Source organism: Pseudomonas sp. TWI923 (assembly GCF_039673365.1).
Classification (GTDB): Bacteria; Pseudomonadota; Gammaproteobacteria; order Pseudomonadales; family Pseudomonadaceae; genus Aquipseudomonas; species Aquipseudomonas sichuanensis.
Genome location: NZ_JBDJLM010000051.1, coordinates 1 through 22155, shown reverse-complemented (window position 1 = coordinate 22155; position 22155 = coordinate 1). Strand labels below are relative to the sequence as shown.

Genomic DNA, 22155 nt, shown 5'->3' with positions numbered 1-22155 from the left:
TCCCGCGGGAAAGGCAGGGCGGATCTTGTACTGGCTCATCCCAACCCACGTGACCTTTGGTAGGGGTCACCACTAGGAGAGGAGGCGCCATGCCCGTTATTACTCTTCCCGATGGCAGTCAACGCACGTTCGACCAGCCGGTATCCGTAGCCGAAGTCGCCGCCTCGATCGGCGCCGGCCTGGCCAAGGCCACCCTGGCCGGCAAGGTCGACGGCAAGCTCGTCGATGCCTGCGACAAGATCGACCACGACGCCACCCTGCAGATCATCACCCCTAAAGATGCAGAGGGACTGGAGATCATCCGTCACTCGTGTGCCCACCTGATCGGCCACGCAGTGAAACAGCTGTACCCGACCGCCAAGATGGTGATCGGCCCGGTGATCGACGAAGGCTTCTATTACGACATCGCCTACGAGCGTCCTTTCACCCCGGACGACCTCGCTGCGATCGAAAAGCGCATGCAGCAGCTGATCGACACCGACTACGACGTGGTCAAGAAGATGACCCCGCGCGCCGAAGTCATCGACGTGTTCACCAGTCGTGGCGAAGACTACAAGCTGCGCCTGGTCGAAGACATGCCGAATGAACAGGCCATGGGCCTGTACTACCACGAAGAATACGTCGACATGTGCCGCGGCCCGCACGTGCCGAATACCCGCTTCCTCAAAGCCTTCAAGCTGACCAAGCTGAGCGGCGCCTACTGGCGCGGCGATGCCAAGAATGAGCAGCTGCAGCGCGTGTACGGCACCGCCTGGGCAGACAAGAAGCAGCTGGCGGCCTACATCCAGCGCATCGAAGAAGCCGAAAAACGCGACCACCGCAAGATCGGCAAGCAGCTCGACCTGTTCCACCTGCAGGAAGAAGCGCCGGGCATGGTGTTCTGGCACGCCAACGGCTGGACCATCTACCAGGTACTCGAGCAGTACATGCGTAAAGTCCAGCGCGAAAACGGCTACTCGGAAATCAAGACCCCGCAGGTCGTCGACCGCATCCTCTGGGAGCGTTCCGGCCACTGGACCAACTACGCCGAGAACATGTTCACCACGGCCTCTGAAAGCCGCGACTACGCGGTCAAGCCGATGAACTGCCCATGCCACGTGCAGGTGTTCAACCAGGGCCTGAAGTCGTACCGCGACCTGCCGCTGCGCCTGGCCGAGTTCGGTGCCTGCCACCGCAACGAGCCGTCCGGCGCGCTGCACGGCATCATGCGCGTGCGTGGCTTCGTGCAGGACGACGCGCACATCTTCTGCACCGAAGAACAGGTGAAGAAAGAAGCCGCCGACTTCATCAAGCTGACCCTTGATGTGTACAAGGACTTCGGTTTCGCCGACGTCGCCATGAAGCTCTCGACTCGCCCGGCCAAGCGCGTGGGTTCCGAAGAGCTGTGGGATCGCGCCGAAGGTGCCCTGGCCGAAGCCCTGAACGATTCCGGCCTGGAGTGGGAATACCAGCCGGGCGAGGGCGCGTTCTATGGTCCGAAGATCGAGTTCACCCTGCGCGACTGCCTGGGCCGTAACTGGCAGTGCGGCACCCTGCAGTACGACCCGAACCTGCCTGAGCGCCTGGATGCCAGCTACATCGCCGAAGACAACAGCCGCGTGCGCCCAGTGATGCTGCACCGCGCCATCCTCGGCTCGTTCGAACGCTTCATCGGTATGCTCATCGAGCACTATGCCGGCGTCTTCCCGGCATGGCTGGCGCCGACGCAGGCAGTGGTCATGAATATCACCGACAAGCAGGCCGATTTCGCCCTCGAGGTTGAGAAATCTCTGAACGGTAGCGGTTTCCGTGCCAAGTCGGACTTGAGAAATGAGAAGATCGGCTTTAAAATCCGCGAGCATACTTTGCTCAAGGTCCCGTACCTTTTGGTTATAGGGGATCGTGAAGTCGAAACGCAAACCGTCGCAGTGCGTACTCGCGAAGGCGCTGACCTGGGCTCCATGCCCGTCGCCCAGTTCGCTGAGCTGCTGAATCAGGCGGTTTCCCGGCGTGGTCGCCAAGAATCGGAGTAATGACTATTAAGCGTGAAATGAGAAACGATAAGCGTGCTGTACCGAAAGCCCCGATCAACGAGAATATCTCGGCCCGCGAGGTTCGGTTAATTGGCGCTGATGGCGAGCAGGTTGGCATCGTCTCGATTGATGAAGCGCTTCGTATTGCTGATGAAGCGAAGCTGGATCTGGTAGAGATCTCTGCAGACGCGGTACCGCCTGTCTGCAAGGTCATGGACTACGGCAAGCACCTCTTCGAGAAGAAGAAGCAGGCCAACGAAGCCAAGAAAAACCAGAAGCAGATTCAGATTAAAGAAATCAAGTTTCGTCCAGGGACGGAGGATGGGGATTACCAGGTAAAACTACGCAACCTGGTACGTTTCCTTACCGATGGGGACAAGGCCAAGATCTCTCTGAGATTCCGTGGCCGTGAGATGGCCCACCAGGAGCTGGGCATGGAGCTGTTGAAGCGGGTTGAAGCTGACCTCGCCGAATACGGCACCGTTGAGCAGCATCCGAAGATGGAAGGACGCCAGCTTATGATGGTCATCGCCCCCAAGAAAAAGAAGTAATCTCCCGGGCACGGCAGGCCTGATGATTATGTGTAATTTTATCGAATGCGGAGTTCCAACATGCCAAAAATGAAAACCAAGAGCGGTGCTGCGAAGCGTTTCCTGAAAACCGCTTCCGGCTTCAAGCACAAGCACGCTTTCAAGAGCCACATCCTGACCAAAATGTCGACCAAGCGTAAGCGTCAACTGCGCGGTGCCAGCTTGCTGCACCCGTCTGACGTTGCAAAAGTCGAGCGCATGCTGCGCGTACGTTAATTTCGGTCAAAGATAGAGGAAGTTACTCATGGCTCGTGTAAAGCGTGGCGTCATCGCTCGTAAGCGTCACAAGAAAATTCTGAAACTGGCTAAAGGCTACTACGGTGCACGTTCGCGCGTATTCCGTGTTGCCAAGCAGGCTGTCATCAAGGCAGGCCAATACGCCTACCGCGACCGTCGCCAGAAGAAGCGTCAGTTCCGCGCTCTGTGGATCGCTCGTATCAACGCCGGTGCACGCACCAACGGCCTGTCTTACAGCCGTCTGATTGCTGGCCTGAAAAAAGCGTCGATCGAAATCGACCGCAAGGTTCTGGCTGACCTGGCAGTGAACGAAAAAGCGGCGTTTGCTGCAATTGTCGAGAAAGCTAAAGCCGTTCTGGCCTAAGTACCCACGACAATCATCCGCCGGCGCCCTGCGCCGTCGGGTGTAAAACGTCATCGATAGGGGAAGAGCCTTCAAAAGCTCTTCCCCTATTTTCGTATCTGGAGTCTGTACATGGAAAACCTGGACGCGCTGGTTGCCCAAGCCCTTGAGGCCGTGGAACGCGCTGAAGACATCACAACCCTGGAACAGATCCGGGTCCAATTCCTCGGCAAGAAAGGCGAGCTGACCCAGGTGATGAAGACCCTGGGCAACCTGCCAGCCGAAGAGCGCCCCAAGGTTGGCGCGCTGATCAACGACGCCAAGGAACGCGTCACCGACGTGCTCAACGCACGCAAGGCCGCCTTTGAAGAGGCCGAGCTCAACGCTCGCCTGGCCGCCGAATGCATCGACGTCACCCTGCCAGGCCGTGGCCAGACCACCGGCGGGCTGCACCCGATCACCCGTACTCTCGAGCGCATCGAGCAGTTCTTCACCCACATCGGCTACGGCATCGCCGAAGGCCCCGAGGTCGAAGACGACTACCACAACTTCGAAGCGCTCAACATCCCCGGCCACCACCCGGCCCGGGCGATGCACGACACCTTCTATTTCAATGCCAACATGCTGCTGCGTACCCACACCTCGCCGGTGCAGGTGCGTACCATGGAATCGACCCAGCCGCCGATTCGCATTGTCTGCCCGGGCCGCGTCTACCGCTGCGACTCGGATATCACCCATTCGCCGATGTTCCACCAGGTCGAAGGCCTGCTGATCGACCGCGATATCAACTTTGCCGACCTCAAGGGCACCATCGAAGAGTTCCTGCGAGTGTTCTTCGAGAAAGAACTGGCCGTGCGCTTCCGCCCGTCGTTCTTCCCCTTCACCGAGCCGAGCGCCGAAGTGGATATCCAGTGCGTGATGTGCTCCGGCAAAGGCTGCCGCGTGTGCAAGCAGACCGGCTGGCTGGAAGTGATGGGCTGCGGCATGGTCCACCCGAGCGTGCTGCGCATGTCCGGCATCGACCCGGAAGAGTTCCAGGGCTTCGCCTTCGGCATGGGCGCCGAGCGCCTGGCCATGCTGCGCTATGGCGTCAACGATTTGCGTCTGTTCTTCGACAACGACCTGCGGTTCCTGGCGCAATTCCGCTAGGCCCAATCGACGCAAATTCTAGGAGAACAGCATGAAATTCAGTGAACAGTGGCTGCGCGGTTGGGTAAACCCGCAAGTCTCCCGTGACGAACTGGTCGCCCGCCTGTCCATGGCCGGCCTCGAAGTCGACAGCGTGACCCCCGCTGCCGGCCAGTTCAGCGGCATCGTGGTGGGCGAGATCCTCGCCACCGAACAACACCCGGACGCCGACAAGCTGCGCGTGTGCCAGGTAAGCAACGGCGCAGAAACCTTCCAGGTGGTCTGCGGCGCCCCCAACGCCCGCCCAGGCATCAAGATCCCGTTCGCCATGATCGGCGCCGAGCTGCCGGGCGACTTCAAGATCAAGAAAGCCAAGCTGCGCGGCGTCGAGTCCTTCGGCATGCTGTGCTCGGCTGCCGAACTGCAGATCAGCGAAGAGAACGACGGCCTGCTGGAACTGGCCGCTGACGCCCCGGTTGGCCAGGACATTCGCCAGTACCTGAACCTCGACGACGCCAGCATCGAGATCGGCCTGACCCCGAACCGCGGCGACTGCCTGTCCCTGGCCGGCCTGGCCCGCGACGTCAGCGCCCTGTACGACGTCCCGGTCACCCGCCCGGTAGTGCCGGCTGTCCCCGCTGCCCACGACGAAGTACGCTCGGTGGAAGTCAGTGCCCCGGCGGCCTGCCCTCGTTACCTGGGCCGTGTCATCCGTAACGTCGACCTGAGCAAGCCGACCCCGCTGTGGATGGTTGAACGCCTGCGCCGCAGCGACGTGCGCAGCATCGACGCCGCCGTCGACATCACCAACTACGTGATGCTCGAACTCGGCCAGCCGATGCACGCCTTCGACCTCGCCGAAATCAACGGCGGCATCCGCGTGCGCATGGCCGAAGAGGGCGAGAAACTGGTCCTGCTGGACGGCCAGGAAGTTGCCCTGCGCGCCGACACCCTGGTGATCGCCGACCACACCCGCGCCCTGGCCATTGCCGGCGTGATGGGTGGCGAGCACAGCGGCGTCAACACCGAGAAGACCCGCGACCTGTTCCTGGAAAGCGCCTTCTTCGAGCCGATCTCCGTCGCTGGCAAGGCCCGTTCCTACGGCCTGCACACCGACGCCTCGCACCGCTACGAGCGCGGTGTGGATTCGCAACTGGCCCGCGAAGCCATGGAGCGCGCCACCGCGCTGCTGCTGGAGATCGTCGGCGGTGAAGCCGGCCCGATCGTCGAAGCCGTCAGCGAACAGCACCTGCCGAACATCGCGCCGATCACCCTGCGCGACGAACGCATCACCCAAATGCTCGGCTTGCAGATGGACGCCGCCCAGGTCGAGCAGCTGCTCAACGCACTGGAGCTGACCACCAGCGCCAATGGGGCAGGGCAGTGGACCGTCACCGTGCCAAGCCACCGCTTCGACATCAGCCTGGAAGTCGACCTGATCGAAGAGCTGGCCCGCCTGTACGGCTACAACAACCTGCCGGTCCGCTACCCGCAGGCGCGCCTGGCGCCCCAGGGCAAGCCAGAGACCCGCGGCGAGCTGCCGAACCTGCGTCGCCTGCTGGTCGCCCGCGGCTACCAGGAAGCCATCACCTACAGCTTCATCGACCCGAAACTGTTCGAGCTGTTCACCCCAGGCGTCGAGCCGCTGGTGCTGGCCAACCCGATCTCCAACGACATGGCCGCCATGCGCGCCTCGTTGTGGCCGGGCCTGGTCAAGGCGATGCAGCACAACCTCAACCGCCAGCAAGACCGCGTGCGCCTGTTCGAAAGCGGCCTGCGCTTCGTCGGCCAGCTCGGCGACCTCAAGCAGCAGCCGATGATCGCCGGCGTCGTTACCGGCAGCCGCCTGCCCGAAGGCTGGGCCAACGGCCGTGACGGCATCGACTTCTTCGACGTGAAAGCCGACGTGGAAGCCCTGCTGGGCTACTCGGGCGCCCTGAGCGACTTCAGCTTCGTCGCCGGCAAGCATCCAGCCCTGCACCCAGGCCAAACCGCCCGCATCGAACGCGACGGCAAGGAAGTCGGCTACCTCGGCGCCATCCACCCGGAACTGGCCAAGACCCTCGGCCTCGACCGCCCGGTCTACGTCTTCGAGCTGGTGCTCGGCGATGTAGTGGAAGGTCGCCTGCCGAAGTTCAGCGAACTGTCCAAGTTCCCGGAAACCCGCCGTGACCTGGCCTTGATCGCAGGCCGTGATGTGGCTTCCAGTTCGGTGCTTGAAGTAATTCGTGACAATGCCGGCGAATGGCTCACAGACCTCAGGCTGTTTGACGTCTACCAGGGTAAAGGCATTGATCCTGATAGAAAAAGCCTGGCCGTCGGCTTGACCTGGCAACATCCATCGCGCACTCTTAACGACGATGAGGTGAACGAAACCCTGCAAAATATCCTCACCTCGCTCGAACAAAGGTTGAACACCACGTTAAGGAAATAACGGTATGGGTGCTCTGACGAAAGCTGAGATGGCCGAAAGGCTGTACGAGGAGCTGGGGCTCAACAAGCGAGAGGCCAAGGAGCTGGTCGAGCTGTTTTTCGAAGAAATTCGGCATGCGCTTGAAGATAACGAGCAGGTCAAGTTGTCCGGTTTCGGCAACTTCGACCTTCGCGACAAACGCCAGCGGCCGGGCCGCAACCCCAAAACCGGGGAAGAGATCCCGATCACCGCGCGCCGCGTCGTCACCTTTCGTCCAGGGCAGAAGCTGAAAGCCCGGGTAGAGGCCTATGCTGGAACCAAGCCATAACGACGAGCTGCCCCCCATCCCGGGCAAACGCTACTTCACCATCGGTGAAGTCAGCGAGCTCTGTGCGGTAAAACCGCACGTGCTGCGCTACTGGGAGCAGGAATTCCCGCAGCTCAACCCGGTGAAGCGCCGTGGCAACCGGCGGTATTATCAGCGCCAAGACGTGCTGATGATCCGCCAGATCCGCGCTTTGCTGTATGACCAGGGCTTTACCATTGGCGGGGCGCGGTTGCGGCTCTCCAGTGATGAGGTCAAGGATGAATCCAGCCAGTACAAGCAGCTGATTCGGCAGATGATTGCCGAGTTGGAGGATGTGTTGGTGGTGTTGAAGAAGTGATCCGTTTGCCGATGATTGGAAATTTTTGAAAAAAAGCTTCCATTAATCAAAAGGTTAGGGTAAATTTCTTCTCGTTCTCGGCAGTATTGGGAACCGCCTTGTCGGGGCGTAGCGCAGCCCGGTAGCGCACTTGCATGGGGTGCAAGGGGTCGAGTGTTCGAATCACTCCGTCCCGACCATTATTGAAACGAAAAAGCCCAGTCGGTAACGACTGGGCTTTTTCGTTTCTGAAACCTCACCTTGAGATTGTAATTAAAAATTGAGCGAATTTCATGGCCTATCGATTCCGATAGGCTTGTATGGTTTGTCACATCAAGGGCACGTAAACCGTTGATCGAGATTTTTGCCTAACTGGTTAACTAATCCTTGAAATGTTAGTTTCAATATGGTTTAGCCGTGAAGGCTGCGATCTCTGTGTCTTCTGAAGGACCGTTAAACATCTCATCGCTTGCGTAACGAAACCAAGTTGAGCAGAATATGGATACACATTTGTGTATCCAGGATTTCTCTGTGGTCATGAAAAATAAAGACGTTGGTTTACGGATCCGCGTCGAGAAAGATCTGCGTGAGGCTTTCCAAGTCGCGTGTTCGGCAGAGGAGCGGCGAGCTTCAGAGGTGCTTCGTGAATTTATGCAGTTATACGTTGACAAGCATGAACGGGGGCAGGGCGGTCTGTTCTCAATACCGATGCGTCCTGAGACCTAACCGACTCTGCGCTTCTTAATGAAAATCGATAGAGATGGTGGCTGCCACCACCACCTCTACCTAACCACCCGCTACTGTTAGGAGTAGAGAAATGGCTACTGAGCATGATATGACGAATTCTGTTACACGTAAAAAAAATATTACTAAAGCGACATCTCAGGTTAGCGTTGCGCCGGGCTCATCAACTCTCGGAGAAAAAGGGATGGCTTCGCGCCGAACTATAGATCTTTTTTGCGGCGCGGGCGGTATCACTGAAGGATTTAGGCAGGCGGGATATACAAGTCTATACGGAAATGATGTAATGCCAGAGGCGATTGAAACCTTTAGACTGAACCATCCAGAGGCAATAGCTGACTGTCGTCCAATTGAGGAAGTAGATCCGGCCACCATCAGAGCCCAGCTTGGACTTGATCGAGGCGATTTGGATGTTCTTGTCGGTGGCCCCCCTTGCCAAGGTTTTTCCATTAACGCTCCTGAGCGCTTCCTGGACGACCCAAGGAATAAGCTATTCAAGCACTATGAGCGCTTTCTTGAAGAGTTCATGCCAAAGGCTTTCGTGTTTGAGAATGTTCCAGGTCTTTTATCAATTGGCGATGGTAAGGTGTATCGACAGATTGTTGAAATTTTCACTGCGCTTGGCTATCACGTCACTGCAAAAATTCTTTTTGCCGCTCATTACGGTGTTCCACAAGAACGTTGGCGGCTTATATTGTTAGGGTCCTTGGCCGGCCCAATTGATCCTCCTGAGCCTTCCCACTATGCAGTCGGGCGCGCGAACTTCCGAGGGGGCAATACCATGACGTTCCAGCTAAGCGATACTGATCGTGAACGTTTGCTCCCCGCTGTGACGGTACGTGCGGCAATCAGTGATCTACCAAAATTAGAGATGGGCGAAGGGGCAGAGATTGTATCCTATGACAGCCCAGCGGTTAGTGATTTTGCAAAACTTATTCGTAACTCTGAAGGTGAAACTTTTAACCATTACGCAGCGAAGCTTTCTAAGCAAAATGCTGAAAGGATGAAACACGTTCATCCAGGTGGCTCTTGGCGTGATATTCCCTTCGAACTACTTCCTAAAGGAATGCAGCGCGCTCGACGCTCTGATCATACAAAGAGGTATGGGAGACTCCACCCAGATAGACTTCCAGGCACGGTTTTGACGAAATGCGATCCGCACTGGGGTACAGTCTTTCTACCGGATCAAAATAGGAGTTTGACTGTTCGTGAGGCAGCTCGTTTTCAGTCTTTTCCGGATACCTACAAATTTTTAGGGTCTCGCGTCTCTCAATATGAGCAAGTTGGTAATGCTGTGCCCGTTTTGATGGCCAAGGCTATTGCTAACAAGCTTGAATCTCACTGGGCTCAGACCGGAGCTCCGGAAAATTCTGAGCAGTATCAAAAGGAACTTGCGTTTGGCTAGCAATATTGTTGAGCTTTTTGGTTACTCCCCTACAGATAAATCTGAATCAGCCCGCCAAGCGCGGGCTGATTCGCACTGCCCATTTTTAGATGGGGTCTGTGTGAAAACCCTACGCAATGGTGATGCTAGTGGGGTTTGCACTCTCAAGCCAAAGACTTCAGGGCCGGTAATATGTTGTCCGTATCGTTTGTATGCTAACGATTATAAGATTCTCAAGGATGTGGCGATAGTTGCTTTTGGAGGTGATGTAGAGTTGTGTCGAGCAAGCGAAGCCAGAAATAAGTTAGTAGAGTCTGGAAAAGTTAAGGTTGCTGTTTTTGGCAAGCGTTGGGGTAAGGAGCTGAGACTTCCAAGTAGAGGAAAATCAGGAGGTTACTTTGTCGATTGGGTTCTTGCTCAATTGGATGAAAATGGTGAGTTAGTTGATTTTGTGGCGGTGGAAGTTCAGTCAATTGATACGACCGGCAATTATCAAGGCGAGAGGCGAGCATACTTGGCAGGGCTTGCTCCTAAAAAGGCTAGTACGGCTGGATTTAATTGGGAGAATGTGAATAAACGAATACTGCCTCAGTTGATATATAAAGGGCATGTTTTGCGCCGTGAGCGGCTTTGCCGAAGTGGATTGTTTTTCATTTGCCCTAAGCCGGTGAATGACAAGATACGGGAAAGACTTGGCGGTGAATTGTATGAGTACTCTTTGCAGCCGGGTTCATTGTCACTGATGTGGTATGATCTTGGTGATGAAGTACCAGAAGGACAGATAAGAGAGCTGGTCGGTAGAGGAGTATTTACTACTACTGTTGATCAAGTTGCCAACGCATTTACTTCGCCGAGTAATCTGCCGGTCGAAAATGTATATCGTGATGCTATATTGGCTCAGCTGTGAGTTTGAGAGTGATTGACAGGGATTGTTTGTTGGGTTGGCGGTTGAGGTTTAGTTGAGGAGCGGTTGTGGGTAATGGATTATATGGTTTTGATTTGGGGGATATCGCCGCCTGTGTTGCGGCAATAATTGCGTTTTTTGCGTTGCTTATTGCTGTGGTGACGGCGTTTGCGCAAATGCGGCATAATAAACTATCTGTCCGCCCTCTGGCGGAAGTTGAATATAGGGATATGGTTAACCATATTCGGGTTTGCCTGAAAAATAACGGTGTTGGTCCGTTGATTGTCTCATCCTTAAGGGTTGAAAGGGGAGGAGAGGTGATTGGAACAAGCCTGATTGAATGCATGCCCGAAAGCCTATCTAAGTGGTATTTTTTTGTGGGGAGTATAGATGGGCGTAGTTTGTCATCGGGAGGAGAGTTTTGTTTGCTTGAGCTGAAGTATGATAATAATGTTCCTCATCAGGTAGTATATGCGGATAATGTTAGGGTAGCGCTCAAGGATCTCGTTATTCGTGTGGATTATATGAATATTTATAATGACTCAATGCCTGCGCACTACAAGTCATTGAGCTGGTTTGCTCGAATGATAGAGTGAGTATCTAAGCCTTTGACCTTGTGTTGTTTGATGCTTGTGGGTCTTCCTCGTCTAGCTATGTTTTCCAGTTAGAGGGCGAGCATGATAAGTGATTCGTCCAAACTTTCGGAAGTGCATAGGCAGAGGATGTGCTCTGCTTTCTTTTGCCATCGGCATGGCTTCGATTTCTGGGTTACGTTTCCAAGTAGTGCCCAATCGAAGCTTTCATATCTTTGACGCTTACATGTTCCTGTCGCTTGATCCATTTCTCGCTCAACGTTGAGAAAAAGTGCTCGACAAAATTCAGCCAAGAGGCCGAAGTGGACGTGAAGTGAATGTTGTAGCTTGGACGCGCTGCAAGCCAGGCTCTCACCTTGTAGATCTTTTGTGTTGCGTAGTTATCCATGGTCAGATGAATTGTCATTTCAGCAAGAACCGACGCATCAACTTCTCTCAGAAAGGTGAGGGATTCAGTGCTGTGGTGCTGACGCTTCAATCGGCCAATGACCTCACCAGTTGCCACATACAAAGCGGCGAAAAGAGAGGTCGTTCCATGTAGTTTGTAATCCTGCGTGCGAGTCGTAGGATTGCCTGGGAAATGGGCAATTCAGGCTGGTTGCAGTTTAACGCTTTGATCTGACTCTACTCATCAACGCATAGCACCAGGGCTCTTCCGGGTGGATTCAAGTACAGTCTAACGATGTCGTTAACCTTGTCGATAAATAAAGGATCGGTGGAGAGCTTGAAGGTCTTTTCAGGTGCGGCTTGATCCCGAATGCGTGCCAGATGTGCATGCCTGCTGGGAGGAGATAAACCCATTTCGCGACTCATACGCCGTGTACTCCAGTGGCTGGAGTCGTCGGTTTTGCCTTTCAATACTTGGTTTATTACCTGCTGAACTTGTTCATCCGAAATAGTACGCGGTCGGCCAGAGCGCGGCTCATCGTCCAAACCCAGCAACCCCAACTTAGAGAAACGCTGGCGCCAGCGTGACACCACATCCTGCTCGTGACAAAGCGCTTGGCAATGTCGTTACCTGATTGGCCGGCGGCACAGGCGAGAATTATCTCGGGACGTAGGCATGCATCCTGGGCACCATTGCGGAGCTTGAACCGACGCAGTAGACCTGCATGTTCAGTTTCAGAAAGGGTAATGACAGTTGCTGCTCGGCTCATGTCGATGCATGATGAGTGGGTTTTTACAGAGCCAAGTCTAAATTTCAGCGGCACTTCTGAAACACCGCACTAGAAAGCGCTATAAGGGGCCACGCCAAAATCCGATTTTCCCTCTTCTCTGTAGTCCATTTCCGAAACATACTCTTACCGCCTTACAGCCTGTTGCCGCTCGCCCACCAGCCGTCTAGTCTCGCCAAGTCGCTCCAAACCCAGCGACCGGCTTTGACAGGCCGCAGGTAGAACGAAGTCTCGTAGCAAGCCGTTATGGCGGCTGTACGTGGGGCACCTCGTGTGCGCCGGGTCTCTTTCGTCTCCTCGGTCTGTCAACCCACGTTCAGCTGCCACCCTCTGTTTGACAGCAGGGTGTGGTGGCTCCACCGAGACGGAGAAACATCATGCTAAAGATCGTCCCCGACCCACCCCACCACAACAAATACACCACCCAAACCCTAGAAGACCTCCTGGTCCAAATCTCCGAATACCTAGTCTGCGCCCTGACCGTCAGCCAGCAGTCCATCCTGCTCCACACCAAACCCCCAGCCCAGGTCCTGACCCTCGCCGCCATCCACGAAATCGACAGCGCCCACACCCTGGTGGAAGTGGCGCTAAGCCGTGTGCAATCCCGACACTGACCTGGCGAACTCGTACTCGCCCTTGATGTTCACCGATCAGGCCCCGCGCCGTTCGCGGGGCCGCAGGAGGAGTGGTATGGACAAGGAATCGCAAACCCCACGCATCAAGCAACTCGCCACCACCGGCGTCGGCCATTTCGGCGAAGGCGGGGAGGCTGGTGTGCAAGCCCCACTGTTCCGCGTAGTGCCGGGCCATCCGCTGGACCATGCGGTGGAGCAGGCGACCGTGCTGATGTGTGCGGTGCACAAGATCAGTGACCTGGCGATGGTGGAAACGGATCACCTGCCCACGCTACTGACGGCGATGCACTACCTCAGTGGCATGGCCAAGGCGTTGGTCCAGGATGCGAACCACGGGTTGATGGCCCCGGCCTTGCGGGGTGAATAGAGCAGAAGCAACACGCCCGAAGGTGTCTTCGGGCGACATGCCCCTCATGTGATGGTGCCCCGGAAACCGATAACTCGCTCAAGCGCCGCGTCGACTCTCCAGCTTGGCAAACAGATACATGCCTGCCAGCATCGCCACCACGAACACAAGCACCTGCCACCGCCCAGTAGACAGCAACGCCACCGCCGGCCCAGGGCAGAAACCGGCAATCCCCCAACCCACGCCAAACACCAGGCTGCCGCCAATCAAGCGGGCATCCAGTGTGCGCTTCACCGGCAACTGCATGGGCGCACCGAGCAAGGACTGCTTGCGCGTGCGCGCCCAGTTCAGCGGGGCGGCCGCCACCGCGATGGCGCCTGCCATCACCAACGCCAGGCTGGGGTCCCAGACCCCGGCCACATCGAGAAACGCCAGCACCTTCGCGGGGTTGGTCATGCCCCCCAGCAGCAGACCGAAGCCAAAGATCAACCCTGCGAGAAAGGCCGTGAATTTGCGCATGTTCAAGCCTCCAGCAGATGGCGGATGACATACACCGTGGCAAACCCGGTCGCCATGAAGCACAAGGTGGCCAGCATCGACCTGGGTGACAACCGGGACACGCCACACACGCCATGGCCACTGGTGCAACCCGCAGCGTAGCGGGTGCCCATACCGACAAGCAGGCCGGCAATCACCAACGCCGGCCACCCGGCGTGGATCTCGATCTTGGGCAACACGGCAAACAGCCCCCACATCACCGGCGCGAGCACCAGGCCGAGCAGGAACAACGCTTTCTCGCTGCGGCCCTCACCATCGCCCTGGATCAGGCTGCCAAGCAGTCCACTGATGCCGGCGATACGGCCATTCGCCAGGATGAACAGGCTGGCGGCCAGGCCGATCAAGGCGCCTCCGGCCAAAGACGCCCAAGGTGTGAAGTTGACCCAATCGATGTTCATGCTGCAGCTCCCGCCAACAGAAATTTTGGTCAAGATATTGGCCTGCCCGGGGACCCGTGCCAATGCCAACAGGGTAAACCGTTCGCTGCGAAACCGGATTCGCGTTTGTGCTGGCACTCCTTTTTAACGTTGATGATCCAGGACCCGCCCGAGGCTTGTTTGGCCATGACCAATCAGGCCCAGTAAACAAAGCGTTCTGTGAAGGCCGGAAAATTCGGAAGCGTCCGGCATACACGCCGTGAGTGTTTTCGTAGGCTGCGCTCCTTTCTCTACAACGAGTGCAGCCCATGGCTTTCAACGGATACATGAGCATCACCGGCAAGCGGCAAGGTCTGATTTCGTCAGGCTGCAATACCCAGGCGTCCATCGGCAACAGGTGCCAGGTCGCACACCAGGACGAGATCACGGTGATGTCGTTCAGCCACGGCATTTCCAACCTGGACAACACCCAGCGCGGCACCCACCACCCGGTCGTGGTCACCAAGCTCATCGACAAGTCCACGCCCTTGCTGGCCCAGGCCGTGGACAGCCGGGAAGTGCTCGACTGCGATATCCAGCTGTACCGCATTCACCCGGCAGGCCATCGAGAGAAGTACTTCTCCGTGAGGCTGGAGGGCGCGGTGATCGTCAGCCAGGAAATGGACGTGCCCCATGCGGTGCTCTTGACCGATCAAGACGCCGAGGAGCGGCTGCTGATCAGCTATCGGACCATCAGCTGGATTCACCACGCCGCCGGTACCACCGGGTACGCCAGCTGGGGTGAGCAGCTATGAGCCAGCGTGACGAAGGATATGGTGAGCGGCTGGATGAGGCGTATTGGGAGGTGAATGCGGCGGCGTCTCGGTTGATCAGTTATGGCTGCGGGATCAGCGCTAAACACCTGAGCGATCGACGGTTGCGAATGCAGTTCAATCGGGAGCTGGCTTATTACGCGCGGCGAGTTTTGGACGATGTGTACCATCGAAAATCCAGTGCCGGGGATGCGCTTATTGAGCTGAGGAATGAAAGAGATAGACTGAAAGCTCAATCGGAACGCATCACATTGCAAGCGATTGGTGTTGTTGGCGGGACAGGGCAGATTATCACTGGCGCCGGTATTTGTTATGGGTCGCTTGGGCTGCTGTGTGCAACGTTGGGGGCTCCAATGATTGCGCACGGAGGAAACAATTTATATGAGAGCGCCAGGGGGTTGTATGAGGGGCGTGATGATATAGAGGGGCCGATTAAGAAAGGCTATCGTGCTGTCTCTAAAAGTTTAGGGTATACCGAGCGAGAGGGTACGCTAGCTTACTTGGCCAGCGATGCGGCGCTGTCGGCGGGTGCTCTGTTTCGGCCGGTTCTAAAAGCGGATGCATGGAGACTTTACAAGTATTACTCCGTTGATAAAGAGGCTGCGCTTCGACAGATGAGCACAGCGGCGGGTGTTGTAGAAACAGCCACAACCGGTGCCACGGCATATCAGTTCAATAAAGAATACAAAGAATGAGTGTGTTTGAGTTTTTCCTGATTGTCGTCGTAGATGTGCCGATTACGTTGCTGGTCAGGCGCTACTTGTGCTCAGTGAGTAGTAGAGTGTTCCTTGTGGTGCTGGCCTATTTTCATGCTATTGCGGTAGGAGGATTCTACGTCACGCTTTTGAAGGGTGATGACGTGTTTTTTGTGGGCATCGAACCTGGAGATAATTTCTTTCGTGACTTGATGTTTGTCAATGTTGGGGTTTTTATCATGGTTATGTTTCATGGCTGGTCTGTTTCTTCACGCTATAAGTAATGTTGTGTCTGACGTCATGCATGGTCTATTTCGGCACGCTGCAAATGATCGTGCCCTGTCAACGGGTTTTGTTTTGACAGCATGGTGGGCGTTGCGCGGAAGGCACTCAGAAGCGGGCGGTTGTAGAGCGCATACCGGCCGGTCCAGCGCCCTGGCGGGGCCGCTCCACAGTGAAACTGCCCAAGTCAGTTGCTCCCACAGCTTGGCTCTATGAGTGCGGGCGGGCAGCAGGCCTTGCTACGGAGTACTAAAACGCTCTCGGCAAGGGCTCAATACGCACATCAATGCAGGCAGATTTTGCAGGTCCTACAGCATTTCTTCCGTGGTTCATGTAGTCCATTTCTCAAAGGGGCCTTTTCCCCTCCCAAGCTATTGAGGCGAGTGATGACCGCGACTAGTCTCGCCCTGCTCGTCGTGTTTCACCGTCCGGGGTTGGCCGGGCCTTCAGATCAGCGCACTGCACAAGGATCGTGCGGTGAGGCCCGGAGGCCCTGGAGGGGGAGACGCGGTGGGCTCTTTTTTCCACTGGGCGGGTGGCCGGTTGCGGCCGTTGCCGTCGTTGACAGGGGGTAAGCGCATGGACAAGGACGAGCAATCGCAGGAGCGGCAAAAACTGAACGTCATCGCACTGTCCCAACGGGGCAAGCAGATGCCAACACGCCACTGGGTGCAGGCCACGCCGGGGCTGCAGACGCGCGAGGTACTGGAGGAGGCTTCAGTCATCCTGGGCTGCGTCACCGGGCTTACCCAGCAGGCACTTGCCAAACCACGCGAGGCGCAGACGCTGATGCGCGCGACCTTCTACCTCAGCGGCCTGGCCAGGGTAATGATCGAGGGGCAGTTGCCATCGATCAAAGAGCAAGGCGACAAATAAGGCTCGAAACTTGAACGACAAAGCCGCTTCCGGAATACCGAGAGCGGCTTTTTCATGGGCGAAACCGGCACGAGCGGATCAGGCCCCGCGCCGGCGCAATACCGTCGCCAACGCCACGGTCAACACAACCGCCACCACCACGGCCAGCCCCATGGTCGCAGCAATGCCGATGCGCTCCAGCAACCCGGCCACGATCAGATAAAACGCAATCACCCCCACCGCGCCAATCGCATTGCCGCGCACCATCATCGCCATCCCGGCGCGCCCGCTTTGCACATGGGCAAACACCACCAACGGCCAGGCGATCACCGGGATCGGCGCCAGCATCCCGCTGGCGGCGGGCCCGAGCCAGCTGGCCAGGCTGGTGGTGACCATCAGCAGGCCGGTGGCGGACACCATGCGCAGGGGGATTTCCCAATAGCGGTGGCGGGGCTGGGCGAGGCTGTCGGGCCTGGGTTCGCGGCCACTGGCGCGGATCAGCACGGCGATCAGCAGCAGGGCCACGGTAATCGACAGGGGCAGGCTGCCCCAATGGGTGAAGGCATAGGCCGCCACGCCATAACACAGCAGCGCCAGCGGCACGGCGCTGGCAATGCCGAAGCGGCGGGTGATGTACAGGTAGACGGCGTAGGTGGCCTGCACCGCCGCCAGCCCGCCGAGGGCGCCGGGCACCGCGCCCAGGACGAACGCCGTGCCTTGCTCCAGGCACAAGAAGGTCATCACCAGCGCCGAGGTGATCGGCAGGCCGGACAGCAAGCCACCGAGCAGGCCGCCCCAGCGCCGCGAGGCGAGGGACACGGCCCACATCAGCAGCGGCGTGACGATGAGTTTCAGGTAGAACAGGGTCATTGCGTGGGTATCCGCAGTTGCCAAGGGTGCGCCCGCCGTTGGCATTGGGTGGGGCGCGGGTGAATCAGCCGCGGCTGGCCTCCAGCGCCTGGGCCAGGTCGGCAATGATATCGTCGCTGTGCTCGATGCCGATCGACAGCCGCACCATGTCCCGTGGCACGCCGGCCTTTTCCAGCTCTTCGTCGTTGAGCTGGCGGTGGGTGGTGGAGGCGGGGTGGCAGGCCAGCGACTTGGCATCACCGATATTCACCAGGCGCACCACCAACTGCAGCGCGTCGATGAAGCGTGCACCTGCGGCCTGGCCGCCCTTGATGCCGAACGACAGGATCGAAGCCGGTTTGCCGCCGGTGTAGCGCTGGGCCAGGGCATGCTCGGGGTGGTCGGGCAGGCCGGCGTATTTCACCCATGCCACTTGCTCGTGCCCTTGCAGGTAGTGGGCAACCTTGAGCGCGTTCTCGGTGTGGCGCTCCATACGCAGGGCCAGGGTTTCCAGGCCTTGCAGGATCAGGAAGGCATTGAACGGTGACAGCGCGGCACCGGTGTTGCGCAGCGGCACCACGCGGCAGCGGCCGATGAACGCGGCCGCGCCGAAGGCTTCGGTGTAGGTCACGCCGTGGTAGGAAGCATCGGGGGTGTTGAGCAGGGCGAAGCGTGCCTTGTGCTCGGCCCAGGGGAACTTGCCCGAGTCGATGACGATGCCGCCGATGCTGGTGCCGTGGCCGCCGATGTACTTGGTCAGCGAGTGCACCACGATGTCGGCGCTGTGCTCGAACGGGCGGCACAGAATCGGCGTGGCCACGGTGTTGTCGACGATCAGCGGCACGCCGTGGCGGTGGGCGGCGGCGGCCAGGGCGGCGATGTCGACGATGTTGCCGGCGGGGTTGCCGATGGACTCGCAGAACACCGCCTTGGTGCGTTCGTCGATCAGCGCTTCGAGGGCGGCGATGTCGTCATGGGCGGCGAAGCGTGTGGTGATGCCCATGCGTGGCAGGGTGTGGGCCAGCAGGTTGTAGGTGCCGCCGTACAGCTTGGCCACCGAGACGATGTTGTCGCCGGCCTCGGCGACGGTCTGGATGGCGTAGGTGATGGCGGCCATGCCCGACGCCACGGCCAGCGCGCCGACCCCGCCTTCGAGGGCGGCCATGCGCTGTTCGAGCACGTCGTTGGTGGGGTTCATGATGCGCGAGTAGATGTTGCCGGCCACCTTCAGGTCGAACAGGTCGGCGCCGTGCTGGGTGTCGTCGAAGGCGAACGAGGTGGTCTGGTAGATCGGCACGGCCACGGCCCGGGTGGTCGGGTCGGGGCTGAAGCCCGCGTGGATGGCGAGTGTTTCCAGCTTCATGCAGTCGTTCCTTGAGCGTGGGTGGAAGCGGCTGAGCATGGAGCGCGACGCCTGTGGGGGTCAAGCCGTTCGGCAGGCAGTTTTGCCCAGGCAGTGACTGCGTGCGTCCAGCATGTCTGACGTACTTGGTAACTTCTCAGCGGCGTATTTTCGGACGCGTCCGACATACAGCTGCACTGTGCGCCATTAGATTGCGAGCCTTTTACAGGGAGTTCGTAACATGGCTTATCACGGATATATGTCGATCAAAGGTTCGCTGCAGGGCTTGATCTCGGCGGGCTGTTCCACCCAGGACTCCATCGGCAACAAATGCCAACTGGGGCATAGGGATGAAATCATGGTGCTGGCCTTCGACCATGGCCTCACCAATGCGGACAACACGCAGCGCGCGCTGCACCGTCCCGTCTACCTCACCAAGTTCGTCGACAAGGCCACCCCGCTTCTTGCCCAGGCGCTGGACAGCGGCGAGCGGGTCGAATGCGACATTCAGTTCTTCCGCACCAGCGCCGCGGGCCTTCTGGAAAAGTACTACTCGGTGAGACTCGGCGGGGCGGTGATCGTCCAGCAGAACGTCGCCATGCCCCACGCCGTCCTGCTCAACGAGCAGGAGCCGCAAGAGTATCTGGCGCTGCGCTACCGGGATATCTCCTGGGTGCACCATGTGGCCGGAACAACCGGGTATGCAACCTGGGGCGAGGAATGAGCGGGCGCAGCGAGCATGACGTGCCGTGGGACGACGACTTCTGGGAGGTCAGCCATGCCGCGGCGCGGCTGACGCAATATGCCTGCGAAGTTGCCGCGCGGTGCCTGGATGACGGCATGTTGCGGCTGCAGTTTACGCAGGAGATGGCGTATGTCGGGAAGGGCATTGTGGAGGATGTTCGGACCGGGAGGAAAACGCCGGAGCAAGGGCTGATTCAAATAAGAAAAGAGCATGTCGAACTTGGCTTGCAGGTCATCCAATACACAAAGTTGGTTGCAGGGTTGGCGGCGGGAGTGTTGCAGGTTGCTGGTGGTGTTGCTGTCTGCAAGCTTACCGCAGGATTCGCATGTGCCACTGGTGGTATCGCACTTGTGCAGCATGGTATCAACGCAATTTATGAAAATGGCCGGAATATTATTCAACGGAGAGATGACACCGTAGGTCCACTTAGGCAGGGCTATCAAGAAATAGCCAAGGCTCTCGGAGGGAAGGCCTCACATGGAAATGTGGTATATGGAATTGCGGACATGGCGCTGTCTGTTTTTGGGGTGACGACCCTTGTTGTGAGTCGCGACGCTTGGAGACTCTACAGGTATATCAGGGCGGATATGGTTCCTGCTTATAAGAATGCGGGGGTAGGCCTTATTGGTTTTGAACTTGGGGTGAATGTCATGACTGGAGAACTGATTTGGGTGGAGTTAAATAAGGAATGATTTCTTGGTTGTTTGGAGTGTGTGTGGCGACAGGGTTGGTCGCTGCATATGTGCTCAGATACAGGTTCTCGGGGCGAAACTTCAGGTGGTGGATTTTTTGGGCGTGTCTAGTATTTAATTTGTTTTTCTCAACATACTATATGAGGATCGTGGAGCGCTCATATTTGTTGTTTATTGGTTTTAAGCCAGACTTTTTGTATGAGAACCCTGCCGCAGTTTGGTGGTGTTTGGTTGGTATGGTGTTACACAGCTTTGCAATGCCTGTGCAATGGGAGCCAAAGAGATGGTTTTGAAAAAAGTGAGGCGCAACTGCGAATTCATAGATAGGGAAGTTGCTGTGCTGAAACTTTGTTTTGATGTATTGATGGGTGAGCTTGTTTGGGTGGGGTGGAATAAGGAATGAGCGTCTGGCTCTTTGCAGGGGGTGTATTGTCAGGGTTGGTGGTTTCGTACTCTCTAAGGGGCAGGTTTTCGGGCAGGCGTTTCTCTCTTTGGAAGTTCTGGTTTTTGCTTGTATTTAATTTGTTCTTTGTTACCTACTATATGAGGATAATGGAGCGGTCTTATTATTTGTTTGTAGGTTACTATCCTGAGTATATTTATGAGAATCCCGCGGCGGCTTGGCTGTGCTTGGCCGGAATGTGGCTCCATAGTTTCGCACTACCCGTTCCGTGGGAGCCAAAAAGGTGGTTCAGAATAATCCGCTAATCATCTAAATGCTATTAAGCGCCACAATGCCCCCTGACCCTATCGCCCCACCACCCCCTGAACCCGCGTCGTCTCCTCCTCCAGGTACGCCAGCAACGCCGTCACCTCCGTCTCCCCCAACCGCATATTTGGCATCGCCAACTGGTTGTACTGGTGGTACAGCAGCATGGCCAGCGGGTCTTTTTCGGCCAGCATCTGGTCCGGCACCATCAGCCAGCGTTTCAGCCAGGCTTCGTCGCGCTGGCGGGTCACCCCCAGCAGGTCCGGCCCAATCCCGCCGGTGGCACCGCGTTCGGCCTCGCCAACGGTGTGGCACGACGAACAGCGGGTGCGGAACAGCTGCTCGCCGGCACTGGGCGGGCGAATGGCCGGCGCCTGGGTGTAGTCGAGGTTCTGCGCGCTGGCGGTCTTCCAGTTGTGCAGGCTGTTGGCCAGGCGGTCGGCGAGGATGTACGGGCTTTCGAAGGGCGAGGCTTTCATCCAGCGGCCGGTGCTCTGGTTGCCGATGATCAGGCTCAGGTTGTGGTCTTTGCTGCGGCCGTTTTCCAGGCCTTCGATATACAGGCCGAGGCTGCGGCGCAGTTGTTCGATATCGGCGGCTTCGCCGGTGAGCAGGGTCCAGCCGGGGCCGATGGCGAACTTTTCGGCGTAGCGCTTGAGGGTGGTGGGGGTGTCGTTGTAGGGGTCGATGCTGATCGAGTAGAAGAAGATGTCCTGGCCGACGCGTTCGCCCAAGAGCTTCTGCACCTGGCGCAGGCGCGCGGTTTCCACCGGGCAGGAGTCGCCGCAGCCGGTGAAGATGAAGTTGATGGCCACCACCTTGTCCTTGATCAGGTCGTCGAAGAAACGTACCTGTTTGCCGTCCTGGGTAAGCAGGGGGATGTTGGGGAAGTAGTTGGCCCCCCAGGGGGTGTCGGGGTCAGCGCTGGCGCGGGTCGGGGGCAGGGCGCAGGGCAGGCTGAGGATGATCAGCAGGGGCAGCAGCAGGCGCCAGGTGCGGGGCATGGTTTTACCCTCTTGGGTGTGTGACAAGGCCTGGGCTCGTGGGAGCGGGCTTGCCCCGCGATGGGCCGAGCCTGGGCAACGGTGTTGCCT

24 protein-coding genes, 1 tRNA gene and 1 pseudogene are annotated in these 22155 nt (G+C 57.8%); 20 read left to right on the top strand and 6 right to left on the bottom strand.

Annotated elements, in window-relative coordinates:
- Positions 1 to 89 precede the first annotated feature (89 nt).
- The 12 genes from thrS (at position 90) to ABE459_RS18200 (ending at position 10992) form a co-directional block, all read left to right on the top strand.
- Entirely contained in the window at positions 90 to 2012 is a 1923-nt protein-coding gene (gene thrS / locus ABE459_RS18255; RefSeq protein ID WP_323828695.1) for a threonine--tRNA ligase, read from the top strand.
- Positions 2012 to 2563 carry a translation initiation factor IF-3 gene (gene infC, locus ABE459_RS18250; RefSeq protein WP_012052879.1) on the top strand — a complete coding sequence of 184 codons (552 nt, stop codon included), beginning with the start codon at positions 2012 to 2014 and terminating at the stop codon, positions 2561 to 2563. Before thrS ends, infC begins: the two co-directional genes overlap by 1 nt.
- 60 nt (positions 2564 to 2623) lie before the next feature.
- Positions 2624 to 2818 carry a 50S ribosomal protein L35 gene (gene rpmI, locus ABE459_RS18245; RefSeq protein ID WP_003250667.1) on the top strand — a complete coding sequence of 65 codons (195 nt, stop codon included), beginning with the start codon at positions 2624 to 2626 and terminating at the stop codon, positions 2816 to 2818.
- 28 nt (positions 2819 to 2846) lie between these two features.
- Positions 2847 to 3203, top strand: coding sequence for a 50S ribosomal protein L20 (gene rplT, locus ABE459_RS18240; protein ID WP_003250671.1), 357 nt, complete (start codon positions 2847 to 2849; stop codon positions 3201 to 3203).
- A 111-nt stretch (positions 3204 to 3314) separates the two neighbouring features.
- Complete coding sequence (gene pheS, locus ABE459_RS18235) at positions 3315 to 4331, top strand: phenylalanine--tRNA ligase subunit alpha (protein WP_125464735.1); 1017 nt, start codon at positions 3315 to 3317, stop codon at positions 4329 to 4331.
- Between the two features lie 31 nt (positions 4332 to 4362).
- Complete coding sequence (gene pheT / locus ABE459_RS18230) at positions 4363 to 6744, top strand: phenylalanine--tRNA ligase subunit beta (protein ID WP_323828753.1); 2382 nt, start codon at positions 4363 to 4365, stop codon at positions 6742 to 6744.
- 4 nt (positions 6745 to 6748) lie between these two features.
- Entirely contained in the window at positions 6749 to 7051 is a 303-nt protein-coding gene (gene ihfA / locus ABE459_RS18225; RefSeq protein WP_009394049.1) for an integration host factor subunit alpha, read from the top strand.
- Positions 7032 to 7388, top strand: coding sequence for a MerR family transcriptional regulator (locus ABE459_RS18220; protein ID WP_011533210.1), 357 nt, complete (start codon positions 7032 to 7034; stop codon positions 7386 to 7388). The genes ihfA and ABE459_RS18220 overlap by 20 nt, the downstream gene beginning before the upstream one ends.
- Positions 7389 to 7490: 102 nt before the next feature.
- Positions 7491 to 7567: transfer RNA gene (locus ABE459_RS18215), tRNA-Pro, on the top strand.
- Positions 7568 to 8184: 617 nt separating this feature from the next.
- Positions 8185 to 9513 carry a DNA cytosine methyltransferase gene (locus tag ABE459_RS18210; RefSeq protein ID WP_323828760.1) on the top strand — a complete coding sequence of 443 codons (1329 nt, stop codon included), beginning with the start codon at positions 8185 to 8187 and terminating at the stop codon, positions 9511 to 9513.
- Positions 9506 to 10399 carry a NotI family restriction endonuclease gene (locus tag ABE459_RS18205; RefSeq protein WP_323828762.1) on the top strand — a complete coding sequence of 298 codons (894 nt, stop codon included), beginning with the start codon at positions 9506 to 9508 and terminating at the stop codon, positions 10397 to 10399. The genes ABE459_RS18210 and ABE459_RS18205 overlap by 8 nt, the downstream gene beginning before the upstream one ends.
- A gap of 65 nt (positions 10400 to 10464) precedes the next feature.
- Complete coding sequence (locus tag ABE459_RS18200; protein WP_323828764.1) at positions 10465 to 10992, top strand: hypothetical protein; 528 nt, start codon at positions 10465 to 10467, stop codon at positions 10990 to 10992.
- A 68-nt stretch (positions 10993 to 11060) separates the two neighbouring features.
- Here the strand turns inward: ABE459_RS18200 and ABE459_RS18195 are convergent.
- Positions 11061 to 12146, bottom strand: a pseudogene (locus ABE459_RS18195) (IS630 family transposase).
- A 395-nt stretch (positions 12147 to 12541) separates the two neighbouring features.
- Between ABE459_RS18195 and ABE459_RS18190 the strand changes: the two are divergent.
- Both ABE459_RS18190 and ABE459_RS18185 read left to right on the top strand, forming a co-directional pair.
- Positions 12542 to 12778 carry a hypothetical protein gene (locus ABE459_RS18190; protein ID WP_322360635.1) on the top strand — a complete coding sequence of 79 codons (237 nt, stop codon included), beginning with the start codon at positions 12542 to 12544 and terminating at the stop codon, positions 12776 to 12778.
- A 76-nt stretch (positions 12779 to 12854) separates the two neighbouring features.
- Positions 12855 to 13166 carry a DUF3077 domain-containing protein gene (locus ABE459_RS18185; RefSeq protein ID WP_323828766.1) on the top strand — a complete coding sequence of 104 codons (312 nt, stop codon included), beginning with the start codon at positions 12855 to 12857 and terminating at the stop codon, positions 13164 to 13166.
- Positions 13167 to 13244: 78 nt separating this feature from the next.
- Here the strand turns inward: ABE459_RS18185 and ABE459_RS18180 are convergent, their stop codons facing one another.
- Positions 13245 to 13664: a DUF6691 family protein gene (locus ABE459_RS18180; RefSeq protein WP_323828768.1), complete on the bottom strand. Its 420-nt coding sequence runs from the start codon at positions 13662 to 13664 to the stop codon at positions 13245 to 13247.
- A 2-nt stretch (positions 13665 to 13666) separates the two neighbouring features.
- The gene (locus ABE459_RS18175; RefSeq protein ID WP_323828770.1) at positions 13667 to 14101 is read right to left on the bottom strand and encodes a YeeE/YedE family protein; all 435 of its coding nucleotides are present in this window, start codon (positions 14099 to 14101) and stop codon (positions 13667 to 13669) included.
- Between the two features lie 287 nt (positions 14102 to 14388).
- Here ABE459_RS18175 and ABE459_RS18170 point away from each other — a divergent pair, with 287 nt between their 5' ends.
- The 4 genes from ABE459_RS18170 to ABE459_RS18155 all read left to right on the top strand — a co-directional run bounded on the left by ABE459_RS18170 (position 14389) and on the right by ABE459_RS18155 (position 16745).
- Positions 14389 to 14874 (top strand): Hcp family type VI secretion system effector, encoded by a 486-nt coding sequence (locus ABE459_RS18170; RefSeq protein ID WP_323828772.1) that lies wholly within the window; start codon positions 14389 to 14391, stop codon positions 14872 to 14874.
- Entirely contained in the window at positions 14871 to 15587 is a 717-nt protein-coding gene (locus ABE459_RS18165) for a DUF4225 domain-containing protein (RefSeq protein ID WP_323828774.1), read from the top strand. Before ABE459_RS18170 ends, ABE459_RS18165 begins: the two co-directional genes overlap by 4 nt.
- Positions 15584 to 15871 (top strand): hypothetical protein, encoded by a 288-nt coding sequence (locus ABE459_RS18160; RefSeq protein WP_323828776.1) that lies wholly within the window; start codon positions 15584 to 15586, stop codon positions 15869 to 15871. The genes ABE459_RS18165 and ABE459_RS18160 overlap by 4 nt, the downstream gene beginning before the upstream one ends.
- Positions 15872 to 16448: 577 nt before the next feature.
- Positions 16449 to 16745, top strand: a complete 297-nt coding sequence (locus ABE459_RS18155; RefSeq protein WP_258704717.1) for a DUF3077 domain-containing protein — start codon at positions 16449 to 16451, stop codon at positions 16743 to 16745.
- A 78-nt stretch (positions 16746 to 16823) separates the two neighbouring features.
- Here the strand turns inward: ABE459_RS18155 and ABE459_RS18150 are convergent, their stop codons facing one another.
- Positions 16824 to 17594 (bottom strand): hypothetical protein, encoded by a 771-nt coding sequence (locus tag ABE459_RS18150; protein ID WP_323828778.1) that lies wholly within the window; start codon positions 17592 to 17594, stop codon positions 16824 to 16826.
- 64 nt (positions 17595 to 17658) lie between these two features.
- Entirely contained in the window at positions 17659 to 18936 is a 1278-nt protein-coding gene (locus ABE459_RS18145) for a bifunctional O-acetylhomoserine aminocarboxypropyltransferase/cysteine synthase (RefSeq protein WP_323828780.1), read from the bottom strand.
- A 220-nt stretch (positions 18937 to 19156) separates the two neighbouring features.
- Here ABE459_RS18145 and ABE459_RS18140 point away from each other — a divergent pair, with 220 nt between their 5' ends.
- Together ABE459_RS18140 and ABE459_RS18135 are read left to right on the top strand one after the other, a co-directional pair.
- Entirely contained in the window at positions 19157 to 19639 is a 483-nt protein-coding gene (locus ABE459_RS18140; protein ID WP_110993139.1) for an Hcp family type VI secretion system effector, read from the top strand.
- Complete coding sequence (locus tag ABE459_RS18135) at positions 19636 to 20352, top strand: DUF4225 domain-containing protein (RefSeq protein ID WP_323828783.1); 717 nt, start codon at positions 19636 to 19638, stop codon at positions 20350 to 20352. Before ABE459_RS18140 ends, ABE459_RS18135 begins: the two co-directional genes overlap by 4 nt.
- A 747-nt stretch (positions 20353 to 21099) precedes the next feature.
- Here the strand turns inward: ABE459_RS18135 and ABE459_RS18130 are convergent.
- A complete protein-coding gene (locus ABE459_RS18130) occupies positions 21100 to 22065 on the bottom strand; it encodes an SCO family protein (protein WP_346648118.1) in 966 nt (321 codons plus the stop codon).
- Between the last annotated feature and the right edge of the window lie 90 nt (positions 22066 to 22155).

Bases quoted from the DNA above. Each gene is read 5' to 3' on its own strand.
- thrS (WP_323828695.1), top strand. From the start codon at position 90: ATGCCCGTTATTACTCTTCCCGATGGCAGTCAACGCACGTTCGACCAG.
- infC (WP_012052879.1), top strand. From the start codon at position 2,012: ATGACTATTAAGCGTGAAATGAGAAACGATAAGCGTGCTGTACCGAAA.
- rpmI (WP_003250667.1), top strand. From the start codon at position 2,624: ATGCCAAAAATGAAAACCAAGAGCGGTGCTGCGAAGCGTTTCCTGAAA.
- rplT (WP_003250671.1), top strand. From the start codon at position 2,847: ATGGCTCGTGTAAAGCGTGGCGTCATCGCTCGTAAGCGTCACAAGAAA.
- pheS (WP_125464735.1), top strand. From the start codon at position 3,315: ATGGAAAACCTGGACGCGCTGGTTGCCCAAGCCCTTGAGGCCGTGGAA.
- pheT (WP_323828753.1), top strand. From the start codon at position 4,363: ATGAAATTCAGTGAACAGTGGCTGCGCGGTTGGGTAAACCCGCAAGTC.
- ihfA (WP_009394049.1), top strand. From the start codon at position 6,749: ATGGGTGCTCTGACGAAAGCTGAGATGGCCGAAAGGCTGTACGAGGAG.
- ABE459_RS18220 (WP_011533210.1), top strand. From the start codon at position 7,032: ATGCTGGAACCAAGCCATAACGACGAGCTGCCCCCCATCCCGGGCAAA.
- ABE459_RS18210 (WP_323828760.1), top strand. From the start codon at position 8,185: ATGGCTACTGAGCATGATATGACGAATTCTGTTACACGTAAAAAAAAT.
- ABE459_RS18190 (WP_322360635.1), top strand. From the start codon at position 12,542: ATGCTAAAGATCGTCCCCGACCCACCCCACCACAACAAATACACCACC.
- ABE459_RS18185 (WP_323828766.1), top strand. From the start codon at position 12,855: ATGGACAAGGAATCGCAAACCCCACGCATCAAGCAACTCGCCACCACC.
- ABE459_RS18180 (WP_323828768.1), bottom strand. From the start codon at position 13,664: ATGCGCAAATTCACGGCCTTTCTCGCAGGGTTGATCTTTGGCTTCGGT.
- ABE459_RS18175 (WP_323828770.1), bottom strand. From the start codon at position 14,101: ATGAACATCGATTGGGTCAACTTCACACCTTGGGCGTCTTTGGCCGGA.
- ABE459_RS18170 (WP_323828772.1), top strand. From the start codon at position 14,389: ATGGCTTTCAACGGATACATGAGCATCACCGGCAAGCGGCAAGGTCTG.
- ABE459_RS18165 (WP_323828774.1), top strand. From the start codon at position 14,871: ATGAGCCAGCGTGACGAAGGATATGGTGAGCGGCTGGATGAGGCGTAT.
- ABE459_RS18160 (WP_323828776.1), top strand. From the start codon at position 15,584: ATGAGTGTGTTTGAGTTTTTCCTGATTGTCGTCGTAGATGTGCCGATT.
- ABE459_RS18155 (WP_258704717.1), top strand. From the start codon at position 16,449: ATGGACAAGGACGAGCAATCGCAGGAGCGGCAAAAACTGAACGTCATC.
- ABE459_RS18150 (WP_323828778.1), bottom strand. From the start codon at position 17,594: ATGACCCTGTTCTACCTGAAACTCATCGTCACGCCGCTGCTGATGTGG.
- ABE459_RS18145 (WP_323828780.1), bottom strand. From the start codon at position 18,936: ATGAAGCTGGAAACACTCGCCATCCACGCGGGCTTCAGCCCCGACCCG.
- ABE459_RS18140 (WP_110993139.1), top strand. From the start codon at position 19,157: ATGGCTTATCACGGATATATGTCGATCAAAGGTTCGCTGCAGGGCTTG.
- ABE459_RS18135 (WP_323828783.1), top strand. From the start codon at position 19,636: ATGAGCGGGCGCAGCGAGCATGACGTGCCGTGGGACGACGACTTCTGG.
- ABE459_RS18130 (WP_346648118.1), bottom strand. From the start codon at position 22,065: ATGCCCCGCACCTGGCGCCTGCTGCTGCCCCTGCTGATCATCCTCAGC.